The 26,267-nt window shown below is 42.6% G+C and carries 26 protein-coding genes; 21 read left to right on the plus strand and 5 right to left on the minus strand.

From position 1 onward, the window contains the following. Positions 1 to 27: 27 nt before the first annotated feature. The 4 genes from M9899_02530 to M9899_02545 all read left to right on the plus strand — a co-directional run bounded on the left by M9899_02530 (position 28) and on the right by M9899_02545 (position 3,223). Positions 28 to 972, plus strand: a complete 945-nt coding sequence (locus M9899_02530) for a 1,4-dihydroxy-2-naphthoyl-CoA synthase (GenBank protein ID MCO5113030.1) — start codon at positions 28 to 30, stop codon at positions 970 to 972. After that, positions 960 to 1,493 carry an MgtC/SapB family protein gene (locus M9899_02535; protein MCO5113031.1) on the plus strand — a complete coding sequence of 178 codons (534 nt, stop codon included), beginning with the start codon at positions 960 to 962 and terminating at the stop codon, positions 1,491 to 1,493. The genes M9899_02530 and M9899_02535 overlap by 13 nt, the downstream gene beginning before the upstream one ends. Then, positions 1,483 to 1,887: a ribonuclease HI family protein gene (locus M9899_02540; GenBank protein ID MCO5113032.1), complete on the plus strand. Its 405-nt coding sequence runs from the start codon at positions 1,483 to 1,485 to the stop codon at positions 1,885 to 1,887. The genes M9899_02535 and M9899_02540 overlap by 11 nt, the downstream gene beginning before the upstream one ends. Positions 1,888 to 2,008: 121 nt before the next feature. Beyond that, the gene (locus tag M9899_02545; GenBank protein ID MCO5113033.1) at positions 2,009 to 3,223 is read left to right on the plus strand and encodes a hypothetical protein; all 1,215 of its coding nucleotides are present in this window, start codon (positions 2,009 to 2,011) and stop codon (positions 3,221 to 3,223) included. On the opposite strand, the gene M9899_02550 is transcribed toward M9899_02545, so the two are convergent. Then, entirely contained in the window at positions 3,224 to 4,072 is an 849-nt protein-coding gene (locus M9899_02550) for a DUF2799 domain-containing protein (GenBank protein ID MCO5113034.1), read from the minus strand. It abuts the gene before it with no gap. Positions 4,073 to 4,181: 109 nt separating this feature from the next. Here M9899_02550 and M9899_02555 point away from each other — a divergent pair, with 109 nt between their 5' ends. The 6 genes from M9899_02555 (at position 4,182) to lgt (ending at position 11,753) form a co-directional block, all read left to right on the plus strand. Next, positions 4,182 to 5,069, plus strand: a complete 888-nt coding sequence (locus tag M9899_02555; GenBank protein ID MCO5113035.1) for a HAMP domain-containing histidine kinase — start codon at positions 4,182 to 4,184, stop codon at positions 5,067 to 5,069. A 3-nt stretch (positions 5,070 to 5,072) separates the two neighbouring features. Next, positions 5,073 to 6,539: a sigma-54 dependent transcriptional regulator gene (locus M9899_02560; GenBank protein ID MCO5113036.1), complete on the plus strand. Its 1,467-nt coding sequence runs from the start codon at positions 5,073 to 5,075 to the stop codon at positions 6,537 to 6,539. Positions 6,540 to 6,739: 200 nt separating this feature from the next. After that, on the plus strand, positions 6,740 to 7,390 hold the full coding sequence (locus M9899_02565) for a hypothetical protein (GenBank protein MCO5113037.1): 651 nt from the start codon (positions 6,740 to 6,742) through the stop codon (positions 7,388 to 7,390). A gap of 250 nt (positions 7,391 to 7,640) precedes the next feature. Continuing rightward, positions 7,641 to 10,403, plus strand: a complete 2,763-nt coding sequence (gene ileS, locus M9899_02570) for an isoleucine--tRNA ligase (protein MCO5113038.1) — start codon at positions 7,641 to 7,643, stop codon at positions 10,401 to 10,403. A gap of 10 nt (positions 10,404 to 10,413) precedes the next feature. Next, complete coding sequence (lspA, locus tag M9899_02575; protein ID MCO5113039.1) at positions 10,414 to 10,956, plus strand: signal peptidase II; 543 nt, start codon at positions 10,414 to 10,416, stop codon at positions 10,954 to 10,956. Then, positions 10,953 to 11,753, plus strand: coding sequence for a prolipoprotein diacylglyceryl transferase (gene lgt, locus M9899_02580; GenBank protein MCO5113040.1), 801 nt, complete (start codon positions 10,953 to 10,955; stop codon positions 11,751 to 11,753). Before lspA ends, lgt begins: the two co-directional genes overlap by 4 nt. Before the next feature lie 275 nt (positions 11,754 to 12,028). On the opposite strand, the gene ubiE is transcribed toward lgt, so the two are convergent. Next, positions 12,029 to 12,766: a bifunctional demethylmenaquinone methyltransferase/2-methoxy-6-polyprenyl-1,4-benzoquinol methylase UbiE gene (gene ubiE / locus M9899_02585; protein ID MCO5113041.1), complete on the minus strand. Its 738-nt coding sequence runs from the start codon at positions 12,764 to 12,766 to the stop codon at positions 12,029 to 12,031. A 20-nt stretch (positions 12,767 to 12,786) separates the two neighbouring features. Then, entirely contained in the window at positions 12,787 to 13,569 is a 783-nt protein-coding gene (aroF, locus tag M9899_02590) for a 3-deoxy-7-phosphoheptulonate synthase (protein ID MCO5113042.1), read from the minus strand. 121 nt (positions 13,570 to 13,690) lie between these two features. Between aroF and M9899_02595 the strand changes: the two genes are divergently transcribed. The 9 genes from M9899_02595 to M9899_02635 all read left to right on the plus strand — a co-directional run bounded on the left by M9899_02595 (position 13,691) and on the right by M9899_02635 (position 22,610). Continuing rightward, positions 13,691 to 14,755 (plus strand): chorismate-binding protein, encoded by a 1,065-nt coding sequence (locus tag M9899_02595; protein MCO5113043.1) that lies wholly within the window; start codon positions 13,691 to 13,693, stop codon positions 14,753 to 14,755. Then, entirely contained in the window at positions 14,752 to 16,317 is a 1,566-nt protein-coding gene (locus tag M9899_02600; GenBank protein ID MCO5113044.1) for a thiamine pyrophosphate-binding protein, read from the plus strand. The genes M9899_02595 and M9899_02600 overlap by 4 nt, the downstream gene beginning before the upstream one ends. Beyond that, positions 16,287 to 16,982, plus strand: a complete 696-nt coding sequence (locus M9899_02605; GenBank protein MCO5113045.1) for a hypothetical protein — start codon at positions 16,287 to 16,289, stop codon at positions 16,980 to 16,982. The genes M9899_02600 and M9899_02605 overlap by 31 nt, the downstream gene beginning before the upstream one ends. A 105-nt stretch (positions 16,983 to 17,087) precedes the next feature. Beyond that, the gene (menA, locus tag M9899_02610; GenBank protein MCO5113046.1) at positions 17,088 to 17,984 is read left to right on the plus strand and encodes a 1,4-dihydroxy-2-naphthoate octaprenyltransferase; all 897 of its coding nucleotides are present in this window, start codon (positions 17,088 to 17,090) and stop codon (positions 17,982 to 17,984) included. 13 nt (positions 17,985 to 17,997) lie between these two features. Beyond that, a complete protein-coding gene (locus tag M9899_02615; GenBank protein ID MCO5113047.1) occupies positions 17,998 to 19,110 on the plus strand; it encodes a hypothetical protein in 1,113 nt (370 codons plus the stop codon). After that, positions 19,111 to 20,250 (plus strand): AMP-binding protein, encoded by a 1,140-nt coding sequence (locus tag M9899_02620; protein ID MCO5113048.1) that lies wholly within the window; start codon positions 19,111 to 19,113, stop codon positions 20,248 to 20,250. A 206-nt stretch (positions 20,251 to 20,456) separates the two neighbouring features. Next, a complete protein-coding gene (locus M9899_02625; GenBank protein MCO5113049.1) occupies positions 20,457 to 20,900 on the plus strand; it encodes a hypothetical protein in 444 nt (147 codons plus the stop codon). 9 nt (positions 20,901 to 20,909) lie between these two features. After that, the gene (locus tag M9899_02630; GenBank protein MCO5113050.1) at positions 20,910 to 21,839 is read left to right on the plus strand and encodes a polyprenyl synthetase family protein; all 930 of its coding nucleotides are present in this window, start codon (positions 20,910 to 20,912) and stop codon (positions 21,837 to 21,839) included. Next, positions 21,840 to 22,610 carry a class I SAM-dependent methyltransferase gene (locus M9899_02635; GenBank protein ID MCO5113051.1) on the plus strand — a complete coding sequence of 257 codons (771 nt, stop codon included), beginning with the start codon at positions 21,840 to 21,842 and terminating at the stop codon, positions 22,608 to 22,610. Between the two features lie 8 nt (positions 22,611 to 22,618). On the opposite strand, the gene M9899_02640 is transcribed toward M9899_02635, so the two are convergent. Then, positions 22,619 to 23,410: a hypothetical protein gene (locus M9899_02640; protein MCO5113052.1), complete on the minus strand. Its 792-nt coding sequence runs from the start codon at positions 23,408 to 23,410 to the stop codon at positions 22,619 to 22,621. A gap of 120 nt (positions 23,411 to 23,530) precedes the next feature. Between M9899_02640 and M9899_02645 the strand changes: the two genes are divergently transcribed. Together M9899_02645 and M9899_02650 are read left to right on the plus strand one after the other, a co-directional pair. Next, positions 23,531 to 24,391, plus strand: coding sequence for a SpoIIE family protein phosphatase (locus M9899_02645; GenBank protein ID MCO5113053.1), 861 nt, complete (start codon positions 23,531 to 23,533; stop codon positions 24,389 to 24,391). A gap of 73 nt (positions 24,392 to 24,464) precedes the next feature. Further along, positions 24,465 to 25,583, plus strand: a complete 1,119-nt coding sequence (locus M9899_02650; GenBank protein MCO5113054.1) for a citrate synthase — start codon at positions 24,465 to 24,467, stop codon at positions 25,581 to 25,583. A gap of 9 nt (positions 25,584 to 25,592) precedes the next feature. On the opposite strand, the gene elbB is transcribed toward M9899_02650, so the two are convergent. Further along, positions 25,593 to 26,252 (minus strand): isoprenoid biosynthesis glyoxalase ElbB, encoded by a 660-nt coding sequence (gene elbB, locus M9899_02655; protein MCO5113055.1) that lies wholly within the window; start codon positions 26,250 to 26,252, stop codon positions 25,593 to 25,595. Positions 26,253 to 26,267 lie beyond the last annotated feature (15 nt).

Here is a 26,267-nt window from a genome sequence, read left to right on the forward strand (position 1 = left end):
GTTAGAGCTTGAGGGGGCTTATCATCCTTGGTATATCCTCAAGCTATGATTTCACCAATATTTGATCCCCAAGTGTGGGATGTTGTTTCAGAATTTGATTTTAAAGACATCACTTATCATCGCGCCAAAGAGCAAGGCACGGTTAGAATTGCCTTCCATCGTCCAGAAGTGCGCAATGCTTTTCGACCCCAAACAGTAGATGAGCTGTACATGGCCCTAGATCATGCACGTCAAACCCCCGATGTGGGCTGTGTGCTTGTGACGGGGAATGGTCCATCACCCAAAGATGGAGGTTGGGCCTTTTGTTCTGGCGGAGATCAAAGAATTCGTGGCAAAGATGGCTACAAATACGAAAACGAACCCTCATCGTCGCATCAGACAGCAACAGATAAACAAAACGCATTTGAATCTGCAAAATTGGGTCGGTTGCACATTCTAGAAGTGCAACGTTTGATTCGATTTATGCCCAAAGTGGTCATCGCTGTGGTTCCTGGTTGGGCCGTGGGTGGAGGACACTCTTTACATGTGGTGTGTGACCTGACCTTAGCAAGTAAAGAGCATGCGGTTTTCAAGCAGACCGATGTGGATGTGGCAAGTTTTGATGGCGGATATGGCTCTGCGTATTTGGCTAAACAGGTGGGACAAAAACGTGCACGAGAAATCTTCTTTTTAGGTGCCAGCTATTCTGCCGATGAAGCCTTCCAGATGGGAATGGTTAATGAGGTGGTGCCTCATGTAGAACTTGAAAAACGAGCCTTAGAGTGGGCCGCTGAAATCAACAGCAAAAGCCCAACAGCCATTCGTATGTCAAAGTTTGCTATGAATCTGACTGATGATGGCATGGTGGGGCAGCAAGTTTTTGCGGGTGAAGCGACTCGTTTGGCTTACATGACGGATGAAGCTGTGGAAGGGCGTAACTCTTTCGTTGAAAAGCGTCCCAAAGACTTTAAAAAGTTTCCTTGGCACTTCTAGTTAGTAGGGTTAAGCTTAAAAGCATGGACCTGTTTTTTGACGATTTTCATTTCAGTTATTTTATTCGTATGTTGGTGTCTTTTCTGTGTGGACTGATGTTTGGCCTTGAAAGACAACTCAGAGCAAAACCTTTTGGGATTCGTGCCTGTGTTTTGATCTGCATGGGAACAACATTATTTGTTTATGTCGGGCAAGAAGCTTTAACTTTGGCTTCAGACTCTACTCGTGTGATCGGTCAGGTGATCACAGGAATTGGTTTTCTGGGTGCTGGAGCGATCTTGCAAAAAGACAGTTTAGTGCTTGGGATCACGTCAGCGGCCACTATTTGGGTGATTGCTGCTGTGGGTGCAGCTATTGGAGCTGGACATTTAGGTTACGGTGTTGCGACTACTTTTTTATGCGTCACCCTTTTAACTGTATCCAGACAGATCGAAATGCGAGTATCAATGCTACATCAGGGTGGAATCTCTTACATTCGCTCAGATCGTAGGAAAAGAAAAAGAGATGACTATGATCAATGAAGTGGTGGTGTATACGGATGGAGCTTCAAGAGGAAATCCTGGCCCCGCTTCTTATGGCGTTTGGATTTGTGCCAATGAAAAACCCGTAGAGGAATTAAAAGGCTATCTTGGAATTCAGACCAATAATTACGCAGAATACACCGCAGTCATTCAAGCTTTAACTTGGGCTAAGCAAAAAGGGATTTCACAGGTGGTCGTGCGTTCAGACAGTGAGTTGCTGGTCAAACAGTTGAGTGGAATTTATAAAGTGAAATCCGATGCGATCAAACCTCTCTATCAACAGATCAAAAACCTTATTGGCTCCTCCTTTAAAAGCGTGTCTTTTCAACATGTAAGACGTGAATTCAATAAAGAAGCAGACCGTTTGGCAAACGAAGCCTTAGACGAGTTATAAGCATTTTTTATGGCTCTAACACAACGCTGTAAAAAAATATAAAAAGTATAGAAACAGATAAAAATCATGGGAAAAGAGTCTTAAATCGGTTATCCCTACTCGCGTATAGAGAGGGGAAATCATGAATATTTTTATATCTTGGGCAAAGGTAACAAGCTTACTTTTTGCGATGAGTTTTGTGGCTGCATGTGGTGGTGGCGGTAAGGGTGAAGCAGAAGCTAGTCCACTTGGTTTTGATTTGGGTTATAACGCTGCGGATTTAGTGTTCATAGATGATGTGAAGTGTATTCCACAGATTCCAACATGGGGCAGTTTTAATTCTTATGCTTACGAACAGTCTCAACAGCCTCCTTTGATGAACACGACTGTGGTTCTTAGTGAATCAGACGGTATAGGTGGCGGCAGTACAGTTGAAATTCCATTGATAGATCAAAATGAAGAGTCCATTCGCACCATGAATGACTTGATCATGAATGTGAAAGACTTTGGTTCTAACGAGTTGGGTGAAAGAATTTATGGTTCTTATCCTTACCAGTCTAATAACGACAAACCACAAATGAAATATTCGCCGAACAAAGAAGCGTATCAGTACATTCGTACACGCTGTCGTACTGTAGAGTGTGTGGGAGATTCTTTATTTGGTGAAACCTGGGGCGCAAGATTTTATGTGAAAGAAAATTTTGGGATTAGTATTTCTGGCTTGATCTCTCCTCAAAGCGAAGAGTACAGGGATGCTCGTTCTGTGCGTGAAGTGATCTTTGCGATTTCAAGTTTACCTAATACGACCTTTCCTGTAGCTGGTGATCGTTTTACTTATGGTTATGATGTTTTTGCGCAAAACATTGTGATCACACCTTACGTCACTGGGGAAACTATGCCAGGTCAAGAGAGAGCCTCTGCTGTGATGTCTTCTTACAGAACAAGTGACGGACTGCTCTTTAATGCCGACATTATGATGTTTGATAATTGGAAAGAAGTCGATAAACCTTATCGTAAGGCTATGACCATCTTTCACGAACTGATGCACGTTTTAGATATCACTGTGGAAAGACGTACGTCTTTGTCACAAACTAAAGAATGGATGGACTTATCAGACTGGCTCTATGACGAAGCTCAAGGTCAGTGGTATGCCAATAACAAAGTGATGTGCTCTGTGTATGGTCGTGAGAATCCAACAGAAGACTTTGCCGAGTGCGGAATCCTTTACAGATATGCTCCTGACACTCTTAAAAAGATCAGCAAGAAGAAGTATGACTTTTTCAAGAAGAGAGTCTTTTTTGGTGTCGAGTACACTTCTGAAAGTTCTTGCGCTAAAAGCAGCGTGAAGTTCTTTTAATTAAAACGCTAAACGACCGATATCTGAATTGTTCTGGTTGATCTTTTTTTGTAGATCAAAAATTTCTTGCTCAAGTTTGGATTTCTTTTCTTTTAAAAGTTTAATTTCAGAATCTAGCTTGAGCCGCTTTTCCACCACATAAGGGTCTTGGCTTGCGGCGGGCAGTTCGTAGGCTTCGGCAAGTTTTTCTGTGAATCTGGCGTTCACCAATTTTAATTCTGCTTCGGCCAGTTGGATGGAGCTAGCCTGCTTTTCGTTGTCTCGTCTTAAAAAATCCACCCGACCTCTTTTGTATCCGCCATAAAAGATAGGTAAAAGGTCACCAGTGCAAACTTGAGTTTCTTTTTTTCCTTCAAAGCCATATTTGTATCCGCTCTCTGAAGTGCAAAACTTTTTTAAGCCATCTTGGAAGCCTTGAAAATATTGCGTGTCTCTTTCGCAAAAAAGTCGCGCGGGTTTTGCGTTTTGAGCATCTTTCACGCCGATGTCATAGGTGCAGTAGTTCTGCTTTCCGCTGTCGTAACTGATGGCGTATTTTTTATTGTCCTCACAAATCTTTTCTGGTGTGAGACCTTGAATGCCTCGGGAGAATCCAGACTCTTCACTGCAAAACTTATCTAAGCCCTTTTGATATCCCTCTAAGTATTCATCACTGCCTACAGAAACATCATGGGTGGCGCATTTAGAGAGAAACTGGGAGAGGCGGCTATAACGGCCTTCGGCTCCATCGTTGAAGCCTTGGGTGGCCCAATGGATGTTCTCACACTCTTTCTTTTCTAAGCTTCCACACTGAGTCAGTAGGAGGGGTGTGGCAATTAAGAGACAAAAATGGGCTGCAAAACGGTTCATTACTCCATTTTTAGGGACAATTTGACCCCGCGTCAAGCCAAGTCCCCCTCTGATACAAAGTCTCTGGGCATGTGATTTGCTGTAGAAATGAGGTATAAGGACAATTGTTTTGAGAGGCTTTTTAAGTTTTCTTTTTTTGGCCTGTGGGGCGACTTTGGTGGCTTTGGCACTTTATGCCCTGATCTTTAGCCCACAGAATTCTTGGTCGTTCAGGCTGGCTTGGCTGCCTGTTCTGGGCGTCTTTGTGGCCTTTTGGGCCGATCACAATATGCTTCGTAAGCAGAACTCCAAGCTGGCGCGGGAATCGCGGACCAAGGCCGATTTCATCAGTGTCCTCACTCACGATCTTAAAACCCCATTGGCGAGGATCAAAGCCATGGCCGAGGTGATCAGTAATGATGCCAGCGCTCTGACCTATGAGCAAAAACAAGCCTTAGCCCAGCTCGACAGGTCTCAATATGAGCTGACAAGTTTTATTGACGACATTGTGCAGATGAGTCGCCTAGAAGGTGGGTCGCTGAAACTGAACCTGCAAACCTCAGACATCAATCAGGTCATCACCACGGTGGTGCGCGAGTCCCAATTTGCAGCCGTGGATCGAAATATTGAAGTGGCCATGGAGCTTGAGCCGCTATTTAGTTTTAAATTTGATAGGGCTCTTATCAAACAAGTGATTCAGAACTTGGTTGAAAATGCTTTGAAGTACAGCCATTCCCATTCGCGGGTTTTGATCTCTACAGAGGATAAAGATCGTTTTGTGGTGATGCAGATTTCCGATGAAGGGATAGGCATCCCTGCTAAAGATTTGCCATTTATTTTTGATAGATATTACCGTTCGTCTGAAGCGAAAAGCTTTGCGGGCGGCAGTTCGGGGTTGGGACTCTACCTCTGTAAAGCCTTTACAGGCCTGCATGGCGGTACTCTGGACGTGAAGTCTAAAGAAGGACAGGGCACAACCTTTACACTCACCTTACCTAAGGGTGACAGGAGGGTGTAGAAGATGTCGTTAAAGATTTTAATTATTGATGATGATCAGGGGCTGCGCTTAGGCATTCGGTCACACTTAAAAGAAACAGGGGCCGAGATTCATGAAGCTTTTGATGGTGTGAATGGGATTGAGGTTTTTGAGCGTCTTAATCCTGAGACTGTTGATTTTGTTTTATTGGATGTGGACATGCCCAGAAAAAATGGTCTGGAAGTTTTAAAGACCATCAAGGCTCAGTCTCCAGGAACGACAGTGATCATGATGACGGCTTATGCGACTATTGAAAACGCGGTCTTTGCTGTGAAGAACGGCGCTTTTAGTTATTTATCCAAGCCCATTAACTATCAAGACTTAAAAGAAGTGATGGAAAAGGCTGCGGACGCCCACGATCTAGTGCAGATGGCGGCCCATGCAGCTCCCATATTTTATGACAGTGACCAAAAGATTGTAGGCAAAAACGAAAAGATGCAGAGTGTGTTTGCTGTGATCTCAAGACTCAGCAAAGTCGACACTCCTGTGCTAATTCGTGGAGAATCTGGAACAGGTAAAGAGCTTGTGGCTAAGGCCATTCATTATAACTCTCCTCGTAGAGAAGGGAAGTTTGTGGCGGTCAACTGTTCAGCGATCCCAGAGAGTCTTTTTGAAAGTGAATTCTTTGGTCATGAAAAAGGGGCCTTTACGGGTGCGGACCAAAGAAAGATTGGTCGATTTCAATTTGCCGAAGGTGGCACTCTGTTCTTAGATGAATTGGGGGATTTGCCCTTACACATGCAAGTGAAACTGCTGCGAGTGTTACAGGAAAAAATATTTACCCCTGTTGGAGCCAACCAAGACATCGAGACCGATGTCCGTATTATTGCTGCCACTAATCGTGATTTAGAAAAGATGATCACCCAGAATCAATTTCGCGATGATCTGTACTATCGCTTAAACGTGATGCCGATTGTGCTTCCGCCTCTTAGAGAACGTCGAGAAGACATCGAGCGCCTGATTCATTTATTTGTGAAAAAGTTCAATAAGACTCACAAAAAAGAAGTGCGTAAAATATCACCAGAGGCCTTGATGTGTCTGACAAGTTACGACTGGCCAGGCAATATCCGTGAACTGGAAAACGTCATTGAACACACTTTTATTCTTAATGACGAGCATGAGATTCTATTGTCCCACCTGCCTGAGAAGCTATTAAAGGCCGTCAACGTGCATTTACCACAAAAGACCAAACATCAAAATGCAGAAAGCCTCATAGATAAGCAGGCAGAAGAGTCTGTAGAGCTTTTTGAGGACAAAAAGATAGAAATCCCTATAGATTCACTGGATTTTCAAAAACAAAAAGAAGAGTTTGAGCGCCGATTTATCATTGAGGCCTTGAAGGCTAACGGCGGGAAGATCAACCAGACGGCTTTGCAGGCGAACATCCCTAAAAAGACTTTACTCCGAAAAATTGAAAAATACGGCATAGATCCAAAGTCCTTTACGCCTTAAAAGCCCTTGGCGTGCGGGTTGCCCCGCTTGCCCTTTAAACCCTTGGTGCTTCAAAAAGTCCCTTAAAATATATGTCAAGCACGGATAAAGTGCAGAATAAAATTTTTTTTGAGCGTTTATTTTGCATTTGTAAAAAAAATCCTAATTGTTCAGCAATTTATGTTGATTGTCTGCTGCGGACTCAATAGATTTGATCTTCTATGATTAAGATGCCTCCCCAAGCATACACAAAAGAAGTGCTCACGGCCGCTTTTGACTGGCTGTCCAGTCAGCCCGAGTACGTTCGTCAGAAGATCACAAGCTCTGACGATCTGGTGGGGCTATATCTTAAATCCACGCGTTTAAAGCAAGACTTTAATAAAGACCTTTCAAGTGCCAAGAGTTTCCGTAACGAACTGCAAGACCTTGCTCAAAATTTAAAACAGTTTGAAGAAAAAGAAGAGCCTCCAGTAAAGCCCACTATGCCATCAAGAATGGCGGCGCCTCAACTTACAAAAGAGGAGTTGGCCTACCATCAGGGGCAGGCGGTGGAGAGAGCTTACGAAGGGTCCCAAGTGGCAAAGCCCCATACACCCACGATGATGCCCACAGCTTTTCATGAGCAAGAAGTAGGTAACCCTTTGGCTTCGTCCACGCCGACATCAGGTCCTGTAACCACATCTACTCCAGCAAGCACAAAGCTGACCAAACTTTCTGAAGGGGAGCTGATCTTTAAGTTAGACAGTAAAACCATCTCGGCGCTGAATCTGGCTAAAGACCGTTTGAACCTAAGTTCCGACACAGAAGCTCTAAGGGTTTTGGTGTCTCTAGGCGAGAAGCATCTTAAAAGACTCTTTGCCGCCGAAGACTAAACTCACCTTTGCCTTAATAGGGCCCTCGTAACGATTTAGAGCAAAGAGACAGAGAAAGACTCTTGCCGAAGCATTTCAGTGTTAAGGCGGCATGGTCATCAGAGCATGGGCAGACTTGGAACAAGACTCTTGCTAAAGCACTCAGCCCCACTTTGATAAGCCCTTGAACTTGTTTGGGATTGTGTATAATGAATAAGCTTAAAGTTTGTTCAAAATTCGGTTACTGTCGAAGTGTCATCAAGGAGCAGGAATGTCTACACCTACAGAGAAGGAAAACTATTCAAAAACCCTAAAATTACCTGAGACGGAATTTCCCATGCGTGGCGATTTGCCTAAAAGAGAGCCCGAAATTCTAAAAAAATGGGAAGAGAAGAAGCAGTACCAAAAGATGATCGCTAAAAACAAAGGGAAGACAAAATTTGTTTTCCACGATGGTCCTCCTTATGCCAACGGTGACATTCATTTGGGCCATGTGCTGAATAAGGTTTTAAAAGACATCGTTGTTAAATATAAAAATATGCAAGGCTTTCACACTGAGTTTATCCCAGGGTGGGATTGTCACGGACTTCCGATTGAGCATAAGGTTTCAAAAGAGTTAGGTGAAAAGCGAAAAGACAAAACTAAAAAAGACATCCGCGCTCTTTGTCGTGCAGAAGCACAAAAGTGGGTAGGTATACAGCGTGACCAGTTCAAACGCTTAGGCATTCTTGCAGACTGGGAAGACCCGTATTTGACTTTGCACCCCAACTACGAAGCTGAAGAGGTCAGAGAACTAGGAAGAATGCTTAAGAATAAAGTTCTGTATCGTGGGGAAAAGCCCGTGTTTTGGTGTCCTACGCTTCAAACTGCCCTAGCGGATACAGAGGTGGAGTACCGCGACCACAAAAGCCCTTCTATTTATGTGAAATTTGAAATTGCAGAAGAGTCACTCAAAGCTTTAGGATTGCCTGCAAAAACCAGTGTGGTCATTTGGACTACAACTCCGTGGACTTTACCTGCCAACTTTGGGATCAGCTTTCACCCTGACTTTGAGTATGCCTACTTTGACAGTTCAGTGGGTCCGATTGTGATTGCTAAAGAACTCAAAGAAGCTTTTGAAAAGGCCACTGAAACCACTTTGGGCGATGTGAAAAAGACTTTTAAAGGTACGGAGTTTGAAAATTTAAAAGCTTTGCACCCATTTTTAGATCGCACCTCGCTTTTTGTTTTAGGGCAACATGTGACTTTAGATGCAGGGACTGGGTGTGTGCACACGGCTCCTGGGCATGGGGTGGATGACTATAATGTGGGTCTTAAATATGGACTTCCTGTATTTAGTCCTGTGGATGAAGCGGGGAACTACACTGAAGAGTATCCAGAAATGCAGGGCCAAAATATTTTTAAAGCCAACCCTGTGATCATTGAGAAACTAAAGGAATCGGGCCACTTGATTCATGTCAGTTATTTTACACACAGTTACCCGCACAACTGGCGTTCAAAAACACCTCTTATTTACCGCGCGACCCCCCAGTGGTTCATCCGAGTTGATGACGAGAAGTTCAACATTAGACAAAAAGCCTTGCAAAGTATTGAGAATGAAATTGCTTTTGTGCCTGCATGGGGACAAGCGCGTTTGAAGGCCATGGTGGAAAACCGTCCCGACTGGTGTATCAGTCGCCAAAGAATTTGGGGAGTCCCCATTCCTGTGTTCTTCTGTGATTCCTGTAACGAGGCTTTGGTTAAAGAAGACATCATCAATGATATTGCTGACAAGATGGAAAAGGGCCAAGGTATTGAAGAGTACTTTGAAGCTCCAAAAGGGACTTTCACCAAAGGCCATACATGTGAAAAGTGTGGAGGCCAAGAGTTTACAGCCTCGCAAGACATTTTAGATGTATGGTTTGACAGTGGTGTGGGCCACGCCGCCGTTCAGGCAAAAAGAGAAGGCTTAAGCGTGCCTGCTGACATTTATCTTGAAGGAAGTGATCAGCACAGAGGCTGGTTTCAGACCAGTCTGCTCACGTCAATGGCCTCCCGAGGCAGTGCTCCCTTTAAGGCTTTAGTCACTCATGGTTTTTTAAATGATGAGAAGGGCTATAAGATGAGTAAGAGCCTTGGGAACACAATTGATCCCTCTACGGTGTTTAAACAAAATGGAGCGGAGATTTTACGTCTATGGGTCGCCTATGAAGATTTTGGTAAAGACGTCAGTGTGGGGCCTGAAATTCTAAAACGCGTGACAGAGACCTATCGTCGTATTCGTAATACCATGCGCTTTTTGTTGGGTAACACAAAGTATATAGAACAGATTGAGATGCTGAAGTTTGAAGAGTTAGACAGCTTGGATCGGTGGATTTTACATAAGCTCAATCAGCTGATCAAAGATGTGACAGCTCATTACGATCAGTATAATTTTTATCGCGTGTATCATGCGGTGAACCAGTTTTTTACTGTGGATCTCAGTGCGTATTATTTAGATATCATTAAAGACAGATTGTATTGTGAGCCTGAATCTTCATTAAAACGCAGGTCGTCTTTGACGGCGCTTTACCATATCACCAATGATTTAACTAAAATGTTAGCGCCAATTCTTTCTTTCTTAGCCGAAGAGATTCACCCCTATTTATCTGGCCCCAAAGCGGATACGATTTGGGAGGAAAGTTTTCCGCAATTTAGAACTGAATGGAATTTTGAGGCTGTGGCCACAGAGTTTGATCAATTGATGGCCATCCGTTCAAATGTCACCAAAGTTTTAGAGGACCTGAGAAAAGAGAAGGTGATTGGTTCCAGTCTTGAGGCACGGGTGACAATCACTTTAGCAGGAGAAGACTTTAAACTGGCCACCAAATATGAAGACTTTTTAGAAGAGCTATTTATCGTTTCGCAGGTGCAATTGGCCGAAGGTCCTGAATCTGTCAAGGCCGAAAAGTATCAGGGGAATAAGTGTGCACGGTGCTGGAAGATTAAAGATGCTAAAGGCATGGACAAAAATCGCGAGGATGTTTGTCAACGTTGCGCAGAGGCATTAGTCTAGATAGAGAAGTTTGGTTAAAATACGAGAAGGCACGACAACTGAGGTAGGACATTTGAACAAGAAGTATTTATATCTGATTTTAATAACGGCCATCGTAGTGATTTTGGATCAAATCACAAAGATGTATATCAACATCAATTTTCGCTTGGGCGAGTCTGTACCTGTCATCCAAGATATTTTTCACATCACTTATGTGAGAAATACGGGTGCGGCTTTTGGTCTTTTTAGCAATGCCAGCGAGTTGTTCAGAACCGCTTTCTTTCTATCATTGCCACCCATTGCGATGATTGCCATTTTTATGTTTATTAAAAGCACTCCTGAAAAGGAAAAGTTGCAATGTATGGCTTTGAGTTTAGTATTTGCGGGTGCTCTTGGGAATTACATTGACCGCTTACGCTTTCGTTATGTGATCGACTTCTTGGATTTTCATTATAAGAACGTCTGGTCTTACCCTGCGTTTAACGTTGCTGACATTTCCATTGTGTGTGGTGTGATCGCATTATTTTATTTTACCTTCACTGAAGAGATTAGGAAGAAAAAGGTTAAGAGTTGATACCTCAATTAGAAGTTTTAGGATATGCCATTCCTACTTACTTGCTGACCCTATCTATTGTTTACTGTATAGGTATTTTCTATTTTTTTAAAAGACTTGCGCGTTTCAGTTTAAACCCTAATGTCGCTTCAGACATCTTGCTTTTAGCTATGGTCTTAGGTTTTATTGGGGCACGTGTGTTTTATATCATCTACCAAGAACCTGACTACTATATGCAAAACCCCTTCGAGATTCTGCAATTTTGGCATGGTGGTTTTGTGTATTATGGTGGATTTTTAACTGCCATGCTGGCGTGCTTTATGTACTTAAAACGTAAAAACGAAAATCTAGGTTTATGGATGGACGCCGCTGCCCCTGTGCTGGCTTTAGGGTATGGGCTGGGACGGTTAGCCTGCTTTTTTAATGGCTGCTGCTATGGTGCCGTCTGTACACTCCCATGGGCCATTCAGTTTCCTCACCTCCATGGCGAAAGACACCCTACACAACTTTATGCGGTCGCTTTTGAACTGTCAGTATGGGCATTATTGCTGCTGCTTGAACGCAAGGTCACTTATAAATTTAAAACATTTGGAATGTTATTCTACACATGGATCGTCGCCCACGGCATAGGCCGCATCGTCATGGAACTCTTCCGCGACGACCCCAGAGGCGAAAAAATCTTTGGTTTTACAATCTCCACCTGCATCAGCCTCATTCTTATCGCATGGGGCACAATAAGACTCATCCAAAACATAAAAACACCAACAAGCTCTAACCCCACTGATACCAGCACAACAAAAGCAAAGAACACCTTATAAGACATATAGCTACTCAAGCGGGATCGCATTGAGTCCTGAAACACAAAAAAACAAATCCACTCTATATATCGACCACCAAAAAGCCCATCAAATATCAAGCTAGCGTTTGTTCTGGGTTGGGTTGGTTGAATATTTAAGTATATGGTCGAAATGCGAGTTCGGCTTGGCGTGATTTTGCGAAGGCAAAATCATGACAAACGTCACTGTCTGAGCATTTTGAGTATATACTTAAATATTCAACCAACCCAACCCAGAACAGGCGCGTCCGTCACATGTTATTTGGTGGCTTTGTAGATAAAGCTGGCTCCGCCCATTAGTGATTGATATTGGATCTTCTCGAAAGGTGCGGACTGTTGGATCATGTCTATCAGTGCTTGTCCTGAGGGGAACTTAGAGCTGGATTTGCTTAAATAATTGTAAGCGTCTTTTTTGCCAGAGATGATTCCGCCAAGAATAGGCATAACTTTATTATTATAAAATTTTACGAAGGGACCTAATACACCACGTGACTCAGAACCTGTTTCTAGGATCATCATGCGACCATTAGGTTTTAATACGCGATACATTTCAGATACGGCTTTGGAAAGATCTTCGACATTTCTTAAACCATAAGAGATGCTCACAACATCAAAAGATTCATCAGCAAAGGGTAAAGCACAAGCGTCGGCAAATTGGAATCCAATCTGTGCTTTTTGGTCTTGTGCTTTTTGGCGTGCGATTTCTAGCATGGGTTCGCAGAAGTCCGCACCTATAACAACATCGGGTCTTTTCCCTTGGGCATTATAAAAGTCAAAAGCGAGGTCACCTGTACCAGTGGCGATGTCTAAGACATGGTCTGTGCTTTTCACATCACTCCATCGCACGAGTTTTTTGCGCCATAATCTGGCAATGCCAAAAGTGATCAGGTCATTTGCAGAGTCATAACTGCCAGAAATGTTGGAAAATAAATTTTGAATGGTTTTGGATTCAGGTCCCTTAGACGAAGAAGAGTTGGTGTTGATGTTTTGAGACATAGGTCCTCCAAAAGTGGCAATTACGCTTTAAGATCACGCATGAATTGAGCTAAGCGATGGGACTTTTCAAATAAGTCTTTAAAGTCTGTGAGGTTCATAGCTTGTTCTTTGTCAGAGAGGGCTTGATCTGGATTTTCGTGGACTTCTACAAGTAAGCCATCTGCACCTGCTGCGATACAGGCTAAAGACATCTCTGTAACCAGATCGGATCGTCCTGTTCCGTGAGAGGGATCGGCAATCACAGGAAAGGGGCCACCGAATTTTTTGATGTAAGCAATAGCATTGAGATCAAGAGTGTTGCGTGTGCGTGTTTCAAAACTACGAATGCCACGTTCACATAAGAAGATCTGTTCGTTGTCTTCTTTAAGGATGTAGTCAGCGGCAAATAACCATTCATCAATGGTCGCTGAGAAGGCGCGTTTTAAGAGAACGGGTTTTTTGACTTTACCTAGCTCAGAAAGCAAGGGGTAGTTGTACATGTTCCGAGCGCCCACCTGAAAGCAGTCCACCACTTCCGCCATATCAGAAATCTGACGCGGGTCTGTCACTTCACTAATGAAGCCCATATTGAAATGGCTTTTCACTTCTTGTGCCCAAGAGTAAGCTATTTCGCCATGGCCTTGAAAGGTGTTAGGGCGGGTACGCAGTTTAAAAATACCGCCACGCAAAAGCTGAACGCCCATGTTATGAAGTTGTTCGGCAAGCTGCCAGAATTGCTCTTTAGATTCAACGGAACAGGGCCCTGCAATAATATGAAACTGGTGTGCAAAGTCTGCGTTATGTATTTGGGTGTTTAAGGCCATGTCCCATGTTCTCCGCTCAAGAGTTTAAGCATTAGACTAGCTTTGAGGTGCTGTCTACAAATTGACCCAAATAATCACGCCATAAGCTGCCTTTTTGTGAGATTTTCGTTATAAAAGGGCTATGGATGAAACAAAGTCTACGAATTTGCCACTTTTTCTACAAAAGGGCGTGCTTTTAAGCCAAGCTCCCCAACACGTTTGGGTGGCAGAAAATTGGAGCAAAAAAGCTGTGAGGTCTCAGGATTTAGGCTTTCAAGGGCCTTACGGAGGCACTTGCTTTTATAGTCCTGAGTTTGACCTTAAGTATAAAGATGAAGTCATTGTGGTTCCTCACACCTACAAGATGACGGCTCCCGAGTTAGCGGCCGAGTTGCCAGAGGTGACGATCGCACCTTCCCTGGATTTAGATTGGCAACCAGAGCGCGAAGTGTATGAGCAAGACTATCAAGAGATCATAAAGCGTATTGATGCGGGCGAATTGATTAAAGCCGTTCCTTTTATGAATTATATCGCGCCCAAGCCCGAGAATTTTCAGACAGAAATCTTACCTTATGTTTTACAGAATCTACTTCAACGCAGTGACATTCAATTTGTGTATGGTCTTTGGGATGAAGAGAGTGGGTTTGTAGGTTCTACTCCAGAGATTTTAGTGGAAGGTACACCAGAGGAATTGCGTGTGATGGCCTTGGCGGGAACCCAAGCCATTGAAGATCAGAGTGATATGTTACAAAACACCAAGCTTTATGATGAACACATGGTCGTGGTGGATGATATTGCTGAAAAGCTTTCTGGTGCTGAACTCAGTTGGGGTGAGACCCATGAGGCGCCTTACGGTCCCTTGAAACATTTGCGAACTATGGGAACATTAAAAGACTTTAAAGGCGTTTTGGGCACTCTGATCATGGAGCTGTCTCCCACGTCGGCCTTAGGTGTGTACCCCAAGGATCAGCTACAACAAAATCTGGATGTCTTACACGCCGATACGCGCGGCTCTTACGGCGCACCCTTTGGTGTGATTGATCATGGTTTTGCGCATTTTATTGTATGCTTGCGCGGACTGTTTTGGGATCAGACGCATCTGCGCATTCGAGTGGGTGGTGGAGTGATTGCCCAAAGTCATCTTGAAGATGAGTTAAAAGAACTAGAATTAAAATTTATGAGTACAAAAACCAAGTTGGGGTTATGACAAATATTTTACAATGTAGAAACTTGATCCAAGACTTGTATGACAAAGGTGTAAGAAGTTTTGTTTTGTGCGCAGGTGCTAGAAATGCCGCCTTCATTGAGTGCTTTTCAAAATTGACAGTGCCAGATCATGTGGATGTGCATTGGGGGTTTGAGGAAAGAAGCGCAAGTTTTTTTGCCTTAGGCAGAGCCAAACAAACAGGCTTGGGTGCGGCTGTGTTCACTACATCAGGTACAGCTTTGGTGGAAACCCATGCGGCATTAGTAGAAGCTTATTACTCCAGTGTGCCTTTAGTGGTGGTCTCTGCCGACCGCCCACAAAAACTTTGGGGAACGGGCGCACCTCAAACTATCATTCAAAAAGATATATTTGCCACGCAGCTAGGGCCAACAGTGTCATGGACAGACCATGAACATCTTAAAAAGGTCACATTTCCTTTTCATATCAATTGTCCTATGCACGAGCCTTTGATTGACGAGCCTATGATGGAGTGGAAGTTCAACACCTCCAGATCCTTAAGTGAAAAGGACTTAAGAATGCAAGGGAGCTTTGAGCCCTTTAATAATTTAGATTTAAATATGCTATTGACAGATTATGAAGATATTAAAAAACCATTCTTTATCATCTCGGGCTTAAATTCCAAAGAGCATGACGACGTTAAGTTTTTAAATGAGATGGCGGTTCCTGTTTATGTAGAGTCCACCGCAGAAGACTTGGGTTTTAAAAATAGAGTGTCGGCCATGTCTTTTAATATGGAGTTCATCAGAAAAAACTTTGATGCTGTGATACGCATTGGTGGTATTCCGACGCATAAGTTATGGAGACAGCTCGAAGAAGAGCGTGGAATTTCTGTTCTGAACTTTTCATCTTTAAAATTTCCAGGACGCTCAGATTCGCAGGTTCATAGTATTAAAGTGTTAAAGGACTTCATTTCAAAGTTAGAGTTAGATTCTCTTGCAGATATTTTGGGACAACTACAGGAACAGGACCAAAAGATTGAGAAGATCATCAAAAAAAATTCTATTTCAGAAATGAACTTTTACCTTGAGATCAAAAAGAAATTAAAAGACACTGGGGCCCATGTTTTCGTAGGAAACAGTCTGCCTATACGAATGTGGGACATAGCTGGTTTTAGTAAAAGTTTTAAGGCGTTTGCTAACCGTGGAGTCAATGGCATAGATGGTTTGTTGTCCACGGCTTATGGACTGGCTTATAAAAATGAACATCCAGTAGTGGCGATTGTGGGTGATCTCAGTGCACTTTATGATTTGACTGCTCCTTGGTTTTTTACACAAGATAAGCGCAAATTTGATATCAAGATTATTATTGTGAACAATATGGGGGGGCAAATCTTTGCACCTTTGTTTGATAATCCTAAATTTATAAATTCACACAAGATCAACTTTAAAGGCTTTGCAAGCTTGTGGGGGCTGAAATACAGCAAAGTGGAAGACGCTGGCGACATTCCGAGTTTTAGTGAATGGCCAAATATCATGGAGATAGGTCCCGATAACGAACAGACGGCAAAAGTATGGCAAGAGATCAAGAAACTCAGTTCGTAGTCTTGCATGGTTTTTTGGGTGACAGCCAAAGTTTTGCAGCCTTGAAGGAATGGGGTGTGCGGGTCTCAGCCTTAAGCTTAAGGCCCTCGGAATTAAACTTTCCTACATGGTCAGAACTTTTGGATTTCGTCGAGCAAGAACTTCATAAATACTCTCAAACTCCTCATCGCCTTATGGCTTATTCTATGGGCGGAAGGATTTTGATTGAACTTCTAGATCGTCTAGACCTTACTCATTGTAAGAAAATAAATTTCATTTCTTCTCATGTAGGCCAGTACGCAGGGGATGAAGTGGCTCAGAGAATGCGCTTTAATCAAGAGTGTTTAACAAGATTGGAGAACCAGAGTGCAGAGGAGTTCTTAAATTTTTGGAACCAGTTGCCCCTTTTTGCTTGGGATGATCCGCGTGATGGTTTTGACTGGAGTTTACAAGAGATGAAGCATTTTTTTCAGCATTGGGCCCTAGCAAGCCAGTTGGAGCTTAATTTTGATGAACACACTCAACCTTTGATTGCTCATAGTTATGGGCAATATGATGAAAAATATAAAGAACAGGCGCGAAGGTTTAAGCAGAAGTGTCCTGACATCCAGATACAAGAGATCCAAGGGCGCAGCCATAGGCTCTTGCAACTTGACGACTTAAAACAAATAGCCCAATTGGACTAAACTAACTAAACTAACTAAACTAACTAAACTAACTAAACTAACTAAACTAACTAAACTAACTAAACTCAGAAACTAAATAGCGGAAGTAAAAAAATAAGAGTATCTATGATAAATAAACAAACACTAAAAGCCCTTTTGATCTCCTCACGGCCCGCTACATTGACAGCATCTTTAGCCCCTATTTTGGTGGCGTACTTTATGGCGGAAAGAATTGAAAAAGACACGGTAGTGGCTTGGTATTTGATACCGATATTGGTTGCCGCTTTAAGTATTCAGATTGCGACAAATTTCTTTAATGATTATTTGGACTTTGTTAAAGGCGGAGACAAAGAAGATCGCTTAGGTCCTACACGAGTCACCAGTGCGGGTTTGCTATCTCCTCAGCAGGTCAAGCGTTGGGCTTTGGGATTTTGTGGATTGGCCTTTGTGGCAGGCATACCCTTGGTGCTTCGTGGAGGCGAAATCTTTTTGCTTTTGGGATTGATCAGTTTGGCTATGACTTACCTCTATACGGGGACACGGTTTTCTTTGGCTTACACGGGGTGGGCTGACCTTTTTGTTGTGGCCTTCTTTGGATGTTTTGCCGTTGCAGGGACCTATTATTTATTATCTTTAAGTTGGAATCCATGGGCTTTGCTGGTGGGTCTGCAACTAGGGTCTTTGTGTAACATTCTGCTATTGGTGAATAACCTCAGAGATCAAAAACAAGATGCCGCCAACAATAAAAAAACTGTGGTCGTGCGTTTTGGTCGACGCTTTGGCTTGCTGGAGTACCTTGTGCTAATCTTAATAGCTTTTTTCCCGATCTTATTCTGGCCATTTATCTCTTACCCGTTGTTGCTTTTTGTATTTCAATTTCCATACTTATTTTGCTCTTTATATTTATGGAACTGGGTACGCAAGAATGAGCCATCAGCGCAGTACAATAAGATATTGAAGTTTTCGTCTATAATATATTTAGGATTTACGTTAATGTGCTGTGCGGGTCTTCGAATGTTTTAAGTAAGGACAGAGGATGAAGGTTTTTGTTCATAAATATTCTTTGATTTCCAAATCCTTGTTAAATGCACAAGAGCAGAAGAAACAGGGCGCGCGCTCTATAAGCACAGAACAAGACAATGTTGGTTTGGCATGTGCAGAGGTGTCTCCTCAAAAAAATGTAGACCCAGCGCTAAGAGTAGAAACACAGCACGAAAAAAGAAACGCTTCGGTTCATGAAGGTCTTTTGTTTCAAATTCAGTTTCCAGACCAGAGTTTGGGATTTAGCTCGCTTCATGTGCATTCCAGTTTAGGTGATGAGAGTATAGAAACGTTTTTGCATCATCTTAAAAATCAAGGAAAGTCGTATTTATTAAAAAACTATTCTCAAGTGATTTTAAATGCGACAGTGGACGCCAGAGACCAGTGGCGCAAGAGACTTAAGGACCCTAAAGTTTATTCTCATTATACCTCTGTTTCTCCGATTCTATCACGACAAGAAGTGCAAGATGTAAAAGCCCGTGGCTTTGAAAGAATTAAAATTAAAATTGGAACTACTGAAGACAGTTTGCAAAACATAATAAGACATTATGAAAGTATACCAGAGGCTCAAAGTTTAGATTGGATTTGTGATTTTAATTTGTCTGGTCAAATAGAAGATCTGAAAAAAGCCAATGTCAGCAAGTGGAGTTCTAACGTTTATTTTGAAGATCCCACTTCTTATGATAGCGTGGTCTGGAAAAATTTAATTGATTTAGGATTTAAGCTTATTTCTGATCAGGTGGAGCCACAGCAGATCATCAACGACGGGGTGCGAGTTTCGGCAATAGCGGCTAAGCCGAACAAAGTGGATATGCTTCACCTCTTGGAGAACTCCGAAGATTGTAAGATTATGGTAACTTCAAATATGGGTGAAGATTTGGACATTTTGACATCTTGGTACTGGGCTCAGTATGTACAAAAAGAAATGCCACATAAATTTTTTGGAGCAGGTTTTCTGACTCAAGATATGTATCTTCCTAATAAATATATAGAGATTTCTAAACAGTTGTTTGCGGATCAGCCTTTTATCTCTGACGCAAAATTGGATGTATCAACAGGCTGGGGACGCGCCTCATTCTTAAAAGATTTACAGTGGGTAGAGGTTTAAGTGTTAGAAGACAAATACATCCTGAAACATAATGTGCATTGTATTTGGGATACTCGTAAGTGGAGCGAAGAGTCTCTTTTGCACATCACATCTGTGGCCAGAGAGTTTTTAAATTCTTCAGACATCCACTGTCGCGGGTATCTCTTCCAAACCTCAGGCACCACGGATCAGCCCAAATTTATTCTCCATACAGAAGACACTCTGACCTCTTGCGCGCAAGGGTGTCAGTTATGGTTGGAACTGACGCAAGCGGATCGTTGGATGAATGTGCTTTCGGAATTTCATATGGGAGGCTTTTCTACCTATTTTAGAACGCAAGTTTTACGTTTAAAGCCTGTGCATACGACCACATGGGACCTTCAAGCTCTTCCAGAGCAATTTGAAGAGCATCAGTGCACGTTGATCTCTTTGGTGCCTACGCAGATTTATCAGATTGTAGAGGCTCAGTTACATGCCCCAAAGGGTTTACGCTTAACCTTGGTGGGTGGAGGAGCATTAGATTCGACACTTCAGCAAAAGGCCAATTCTTTGGGGTGGAATGTTGTCAGATCCTTAGGTTCTACCGAGACAGGGTCGCAAATCTTTACTGAAAAACGGGGTCCCACTCTTTTAGGAGCTTGGGCCTTACCCCACTTTGAGGTGCGCACTGACTCGCAGTCAGTGCTTCAGGTGAAAGGGGCAGGATTATTTAAAGGTTATGTGGTGCAAGAGGGTCAAGACTATCGAGTGCTTCCTGCGGTTTTAGATGCAGAAGGTTTTTGGACCAGCGCCGATCGAGTGCTGCTTGACGGCCGAAAGATAGTGAAATTTTATGGTCGCATAACAGATCAGGTAAAAATCTTAGGACACCTAGTGGATGTCAATCAAGTGCGCGATAAATGGAAAGAATTTCTTCGGGAGCAGCAGTGCCATGCTGAAGCTCATCTTGAAGTTTTACCTGATATCAAATCAGAGAATCAAGTGGTCTTGTGTGTAGAACAGTTCGATGCTGGGTGGGATGAGCTCATTAAACAATGGAATCAAAGAGTAGCTTCGTTTGAAGGCATCAGAGGTTGGTTTTACTTAAAGCAAATACCTAGGTCGGATATCGGTAAGGTCCAGTCATATCAAATTAAACGCCTATTTAGTTATGATGGATGACTGGGAATGTGTATAAATATTCAAAAATAGACGGATGTCTTGAAACTGTGTTTATTCTAGAGACTTGCTTTGCAGCAAAAAAAGCTTCACAATTAAATAGTCAGACATTTTACGACAAATAATTAAGTTTTGATGGACCTTAGATGCGTATTGTGAACCATCATTAAGAACGTAAGTTCAATAGTGCAGGTGTAGAGGGAAAGATCATGGATAAAGATTTAGTGACCAAATTGAGTTTATTAGCAGCGTTCATTGGCCTGATTATGCTCGCTAAATTAGGTTATTATAGATACAAGGTGGTCAATTTAACAGATAGGGGCCGAGTATTAGCAGAGCTCTATGTTAAAGAACAAAAAGAGTATTATGACCGTAACAAAGAATATATTTATGATGTGCATAAGATTAGAAATTTTCAAAGTTTAGACCCTGCACTTCACGTTTATCATGAAGAGGCTGTGGTGCCCGAACAGTATAAACCTGTCATTGATTTAGAAGGGATTCCCTTCATGAATAAAGATGATTACAGAATTTATGTGGGAGTGAAGAATCACTTCAATAATAAGCTGTATTTTTGGAAGGTGGATGCCAAGGACAAACCAGAGTTGTTAGTGACGGATATTCAGCTTGATTCTATGGCGGGCTCCAATTAAAAGACTTCTATGAGTCTAGAGTTTAAAATTTACAGTCCTACGGACTTTCCTGCATATTTGCCCAAGCTCAATCAGCTGTATGACCAATTGTTCGAGGGTGGGAAGGGTTTTCGTGCCCGACTGGTCACTCAAATTGCTGAATTTGTAAGCTTAGATGCCTCTACAACGAGTTTGCTCGCTCAAACCGTGGAGTTTATCCACAATTCTTCTTTGTTGCATGACGATCTGATTGATAAGGCTCCGATGAGGCGCGGCAAAGCGGCGGCCTGGATGGAGTATGGTCCAGAATATACGGTTCTTGCAGGGGATTATCTGTTGGCTCGTGTGGTGCTCAACCTGTCTCAGCATGGGCATATTGGTCTGGTGCAAATCACAGGTAAAGCTCTTTCTGATCTTCTAGAAGGGGAGTGGCTACAGGATAGCATTCGCCACGACATCAGTGTCACTTGGGAGCAGATGGATCGCATTCATCGCTTAAAAACCTCGTCTTTATTTTCTTGGTGTATTAAAGCGCCCTTTGTTTTTAAAAATTACAGTGATGATATTGTAAATCTATTATCCGAGATGGGTGATGATTTGGGAGCATTGCTGCAAAGAAGCGATGATCTTTTGGATTTTAATATCAGAAATGCTGAAGGCAAAACCACTTTTACAGATTTAAAGGCAGGTTATCTCAATCTCTTTTCTATTGAATTATTTCAAACACCAGAACAGCGTCAAAAGGCATTCCAGTTACAATCGCTAGAGCAAGTGTACGAATTGGTGGGCCAACAAAAATTTGAACACGCCTTAAACGCCTTTGACACCAAGAATGCAAAGCTTATTGCTGGGGTTGTGCAAAAGGCAGCAAAGATTCAAGAAAAATGCAACTTAAGTCCTGACTTTGTAGAATTTGTGGAAGCTATAGCGACTAAAATTTATTGGCGAGATCAATTGTAGGTGAATGTTAAAGAGGTTCTCTTAGACCAAAACGCGGAAGAGTCCTCACTGCTCAGTGAGTTTCTGAACAAGTACAGTGACGCCTATTCTTTTCATCGGGTTCCTTTTTCAGGACAAGAGCAATTATTTTTAACTTGTCAGAATGACCGTGTGGGTTTGATCAAGGGCAAGCAAAAAATCTGCTGTGTGGATTGGACCGAAGAGACTTTGCTAAAGAGATTCGCTCAAACTTCAACAAAAGAAATATTCATTCAGGCTGTCACAAATAAAAAATCATCGACAGTGTTATATGATCTGACTGCGGGCATGGGTAAGGACTGTTTTATTGCCTCTAAATTTTTTGAACGTGTAGTTCTGGTTGAGAGAAACCCTATTGTGCACTTATTATTGCAGGATGGGCTGCGACGGGCTTTGAAGCACGACAAAGCCGCACGATTTGCCCGTAAGATTTTGTTACATTGTATGGACGCAGAGGTGGCATTGCACAGTATTCAGCAAGCCACTCCTAATTTTCCATGGCCTGATGTGATCTATTTTGATTTTATGTTTGAAAATAAAAAATCCCAAAGCACAAAATCCATGGAGATTTTACGAGAGCTAGAATCAATGGATGGTGACGCCAATATCAAAAACGGCGAGTTGATTTCACGAGCCTTAAATTTAAATCCTGCTCCCAAGGTGGTTCTTAAAGCAAAAAAACTTCCAGATGACACAGAAGTGTCACCCAAGAAGACCTACACAGGGAAGGTCGTAGATTATCATGTGTTTTAGATGTGATTTTAATGTTGGACGGACAAAATCTCTTGGCTGATAAACTTCAAACCCTTTAGCTCCACCAACGCGTTGAGGACTGTGGGGGAAACATCTTTAGGGTTTACAAAATCCACATAACGACTCAGGTCCATAAGAGCGTCGCTGAATTGTCCTAAGTTTTTCTTCAGTAACCCACGTCGGGCATACCAGAAGACCTCTTCGGGTTTGATAGAAAGCACGCAATCATAAAGAAAAAGAGTTTTCTCGTACTCATTAGTAAACAGATGTGTGTCTGCAAGATCAGACAGCAGGTAGTAAAATTGAGTGACAATATCAGTTCTTTGTTGTGGTGCAGGTGTGGGCGTCAGAGCCTGACCTGTGGCGCGCTGGCCTTTGTGGCATAAATCAATCACTAAGGTTTTGCTTTCATCAGAGATGCGGATAAGGTGAGGACGGCTTTCGCACCAAACCTGGGATCGAATATTGAGCTTATTAAGAAGATATTGATAAACAATAGAGACCAACTGAGGGTGACCAGATTTTGTCTGGAAGAAATCCTCTAGAAATAATGTAGCAGGAGTTTCAGTGGTGAGAGTGAACTTTTCTTTTTCGAAAAAGAAGGCGTTTAGGGTTTTTAGCTTTTCATCTAGACTAAGGTTGATAGAGGCAAACTCGTCACCCCATTTTAAAAGTTTATTGGAAGAGGTAAATTTATAATCGTCATTCCCAAAATGGAAATGCATGAGGTCCAACAGTTGAATAATGGATTCGGGTTTATCCCAAGATATAGCCCGAAGTAGAGTGTTAAATTCCCCCATTCCACCCCTCTCGTTGCTTATAGATATTAAATGGAGGTATTCTTGACAAGACAGAATTGTGTTAGGACATATTTTGTAAGCGAGATGTAAATTTTACGCCTAGAAGTGCGGAGGTGGCCGATGAGCCAATCAGAAGACGAATTGCGTCGCGAATGTGAGATACTCAGAGCACAACTTGTGCAAAAGACACATGTTATTGAAGTGTTTAAGGCGGAGTTGGAGAAGACCAATGAAGTGCTAGTTGGACTTAAGAAAAAATTACAAAACGACTATAAGGCACTCACTTCATTATTTAGATTTATTGTTCCGACAAAAAATCCACAAATTACAGGCTTTGAATTTAGCACACAGTATAAACCTGGGTCTCAGGTCAATGGGGATTATTTTGATATTTTTGAACACAAAGACAAATTGAAGTTCGGCACGATGATGAGTCGTAGCCAAAGCCCTAGCTCATCGGCTGTGGTTTTGGGTTTAATTTTGAAAATGGGTCGAGAGCTAGACCACATGCAGACTCACCACCCCTCAGACACTTTATCGCATTTGGTGTCAGAGCTGAGCAAAGACCTTAAAGAGATGCCTGATATTCTATTGGGTTATTTTGATAAACGCAGTTATGTCTACAGTTATGCCTTTACGGGCAAGATGTTTGGTATGGTGTATTCTATCCAAAACTCTAAGTGGGTTGATCTTTTTAATGGCAAAAAAGACCTAGAGACCCATGAGGTCAAATTGGAAGGCAAAGACCGTGTGGTTTTGATTTCTGAAGGTTTTTTTCAAAGCCCTAATTCTAAGGGCGAGCTATTGGCTCATGAAGATGTGATGGCTGTACTTGCTAATATCAGCCCTGACAGTGGGCCGCATGATGTGCGTCATGAACTGTTGTATCTTCTGGACCAGCATTTGGTGGGAATGCCACAGGCGCATGATGTGACGCTTGTGATCTTCTCGCCAGACGAACCAGTACTTCGTTTAGCTTAAGAGTCGAACAGTTTACGCGACTTAGTTTTTTTGATACCACAAGAGATACTACTGATTAAAGGAGATAAGAAAAATGGCTGAGATTTATGAAGGTGCAATTGATAAGGGTTTGGAAGGGGTTGTGGCCTGCTCTACAGCCATTTCATCTATTGTAGACGCAACACTTTGTTACCGTGGATACACCATTGAAGATTTAGCTGCAAATGCCAATTATGAAGAGACCGTGTATCTGTTGTGGAACGACAAAAAGCCTACAGATGTTGAACTGAAAACCTACAAAGAAAAAATCAATGCCAATTTAAATCTAGAGCCTGAGTTGCAGGATATTTTAAGGAAAGTTCCTACAGACATTCACCCTATGTCTTGGCTAAGAACTGCGGTGTCGCTAGTGGCTCACTGGGATAGCAATGCCAATGAAATTGATAACAAAAGTCGCGAAGAGATCGGCTTTAAATTGGTAGCCAAGCTTCCTTTGCTCGTCGCATTTTATGAAAACTTAAGAAAGGGCAAAACAGACGCTTTACCTGAGCTGCAACCTGAAAAAGGAATTGCGTGGAATTTCTTGTATGCGCTTAATGGTAAAGAGCCTTCTGCCAATGCCGTAAAGATTTTTGATACCTGTTTAGTATTGCATGCCGATCACGAATTGAACTGTTCGGCCTTTGCTTCAAGAGTCACTACATCTTCTTTGAGCGATGTGTACTCTGCGGTAGTCAGTGCCATTGGGGCTCTTAAAGGACCTTTGCATGGGGGAGCCAACGAACAGGTGATGCTCATGTTAAAAGAAGTAGCTACAGTGGAAAAGGCAAAAACCTGGGTGAAAGACGCCTTGGCGAATAAAGTTAAAATCATGGGCTTTGGTCACCGTGTGTATAAAAATGGTGATCCAAGAGCAAAAATCTTAAAAGGCATGAGCCAATCTTTGTGCGAAGAAACAGGAATGTCACAGTATTATGAAATGTCAAATTTGATCGAAGAGACCGTTAAAAACGAAAAAGGTCTACTTCCTAACGTCGATTTCTATTCTGCAACAGTGTATTACGCTATGGGCATCCCTATTGATCTGTACACTCCGATTTTTGCAGTATCACGTGTATCGGGTTGGCTGGCTCATATTTACGAACAGCTTGATAACAACAGAATTTATAGACCTCGTGGGAAATGGGTCGGACACACTGGATTGAAGTGGTAGAAGTGGCTCTTAAGCCATTTCTACAAATTCAGCGACAGCCTTTTGTATGCCTGTAAAAACTTGATGAGGTTTTGCTTCATACATATAAGCTGGAGTGCTGATCACCTTAGCCTCTCTGTCAGTCACAAAATCATCTACAGTACACTCGACGTGCTCGCATCCTGTCTTTTGGATCTCTGCTGCGGTGGCTTTATCGTTACCGATGGTTAAATTCACTGGTGTGATTTGTCCCAACACTCTGGCGATCAACGCGGGAGCAATGCAAATGGCTAGAATAGGTTTGCTAGATTCATAAAATGCTTCAATGGTCTCTTTGACTTTAGGGTGAACAGAGCATTTAGAACCATCTTGTGCCCAAGAGCATAGGTTTTTAGCTACACCATATCCACCAGGAAACACAATACCATCAAAGAGTTTAGGATTTAAGTCAGCAATGTCTTGAATGTTACCACGGGCAATTCGTGCAGACTCTTCGAGAGTGTTACGAGGAGCGGGCTCTAACAGACTCTCGTCAACGTGGGATGTGGGTTTAAGAGTCACCTTGGGAGCAAAAATCTTATAATCCACACCTTGCGCGGAAAGGGCAATCAGTGCAGACGTGGCCTCGGTGATCTCGCTTCCATCCAAATATCCGCAGCCAGACAAAATAACGGCAATTTTCTTTTGCATTTTGGGTACTCCTCT

This window comes from Pseudobdellovibrionaceae bacterium (assembly GCA_023954155.1).
GTDB lineage: Bacteria > Bdellovibrionota > Bdellovibrionia > Bdellovibrionales > UBA1609 > JAMLIO01.

Coding starts and splice junctions, on each gene's coding strand:
- M9899_02545 (MCO5113033.1), top strand. CDS start 2,009: ATGAATATTTTTATATCTTGGGCAAAGGTAACAAGCTTACTTTTTGCG.
- menA (MCO5113046.1), top strand. CDS start 17,088: ATGATAAATAAACAAACACTAAAAGCCCTTTTGATCTCCTCACGGCCC.
- M9899_02595 (MCO5113043.1), top strand. CDS start 13,691: ATGGATGAAACAAAGTCTACGAATTTGCCACTTTTTCTACAAAAGGGC.
- M9899_02605 (MCO5113045.1), top strand. CDS start 16,287: ATGGCAAGAGATCAAGAAACTCAGTTCGTAGTCTTGCATGGTTTTTTG.
- M9899_02615 (MCO5113047.1), top strand. CDS start 17,998: ATGAAGGTTTTTGTTCATAAATATTCTTTGATTTCCAAATCCTTGTTA.
- M9899_02625 (MCO5113049.1), top strand. CDS start 20,457: ATGGATAAAGATTTAGTGACCAAATTGAGTTTATTAGCAGCGTTCATT.
- M9899_02650 (MCO5113054.1), top strand. CDS start 24,465: ATGGCTGAGATTTATGAAGGTGCAATTGATAAGGGTTTGGAAGGGGTT.
- ubiE (MCO5113041.1), bottom strand. CDS start 12,766: ATGTCTCAAAACATCAACACCAACTCTTCTTCGTCTAAGGGACCTGAA.
- M9899_02630 (MCO5113050.1), top strand. CDS start 20,910: ATGAGTCTAGAGTTTAAAATTTACAGTCCTACGGACTTTCCTGCATAT.
- elbB (MCO5113055.1), bottom strand. CDS start 26,252: ATGCAAAAGAAAATTGCCGTTATTTTGTCTGGCTGCGGATATTTGGAT.
- M9899_02550 (MCO5113034.1), bottom strand. CDS start 4,072: ATGAACCGTTTTGCAGCCCATTTTTGTCTCTTAATTGCCACACCCCTC.
- ileS (MCO5113038.1), top strand. CDS start 7,641: ATGTCTACACCTACAGAGAAGGAAAACTATTCAAAAACCCTAAAATTA.
- M9899_02600 (MCO5113044.1), top strand. CDS start 14,752: ATGACAAATATTTTACAATGTAGAAACTTGATCCAAGACTTGTATGAC.
- M9899_02560 (MCO5113036.1), top strand. CDS start 5,073: ATGTCGTTAAAGATTTTAATTATTGATGATGATCAGGGGCTGCGCTTA.
- M9899_02645 (MCO5113053.1), top strand. CDS start 23,531: ATGAGCCAATCAGAAGACGAATTGCGTCGCGAATGTGAGATACTCAGA.
- aroF (MCO5113042.1), bottom strand. CDS start 13,569: ATGGCCTTAAACACCCAAATACATAACGCAGACTTTGCACACCAGTTT.
- M9899_02640 (MCO5113052.1), bottom strand. CDS start 23,410: ATGGGGGAATTTAACACTCTACTTCGGGCTATATCTTGGGATAAACCC.
- M9899_02540 (MCO5113032.1), top strand. CDS start 1,483: ATGATCAATGAAGTGGTGGTGTATACGGATGGAGCTTCAAGAGGAAAT.
- M9899_02565 (MCO5113037.1), top strand. CDS start 6,740: ATGATTAAGATGCCTCCCCAAGCATACACAAAAGAAGTGCTCACGGCC.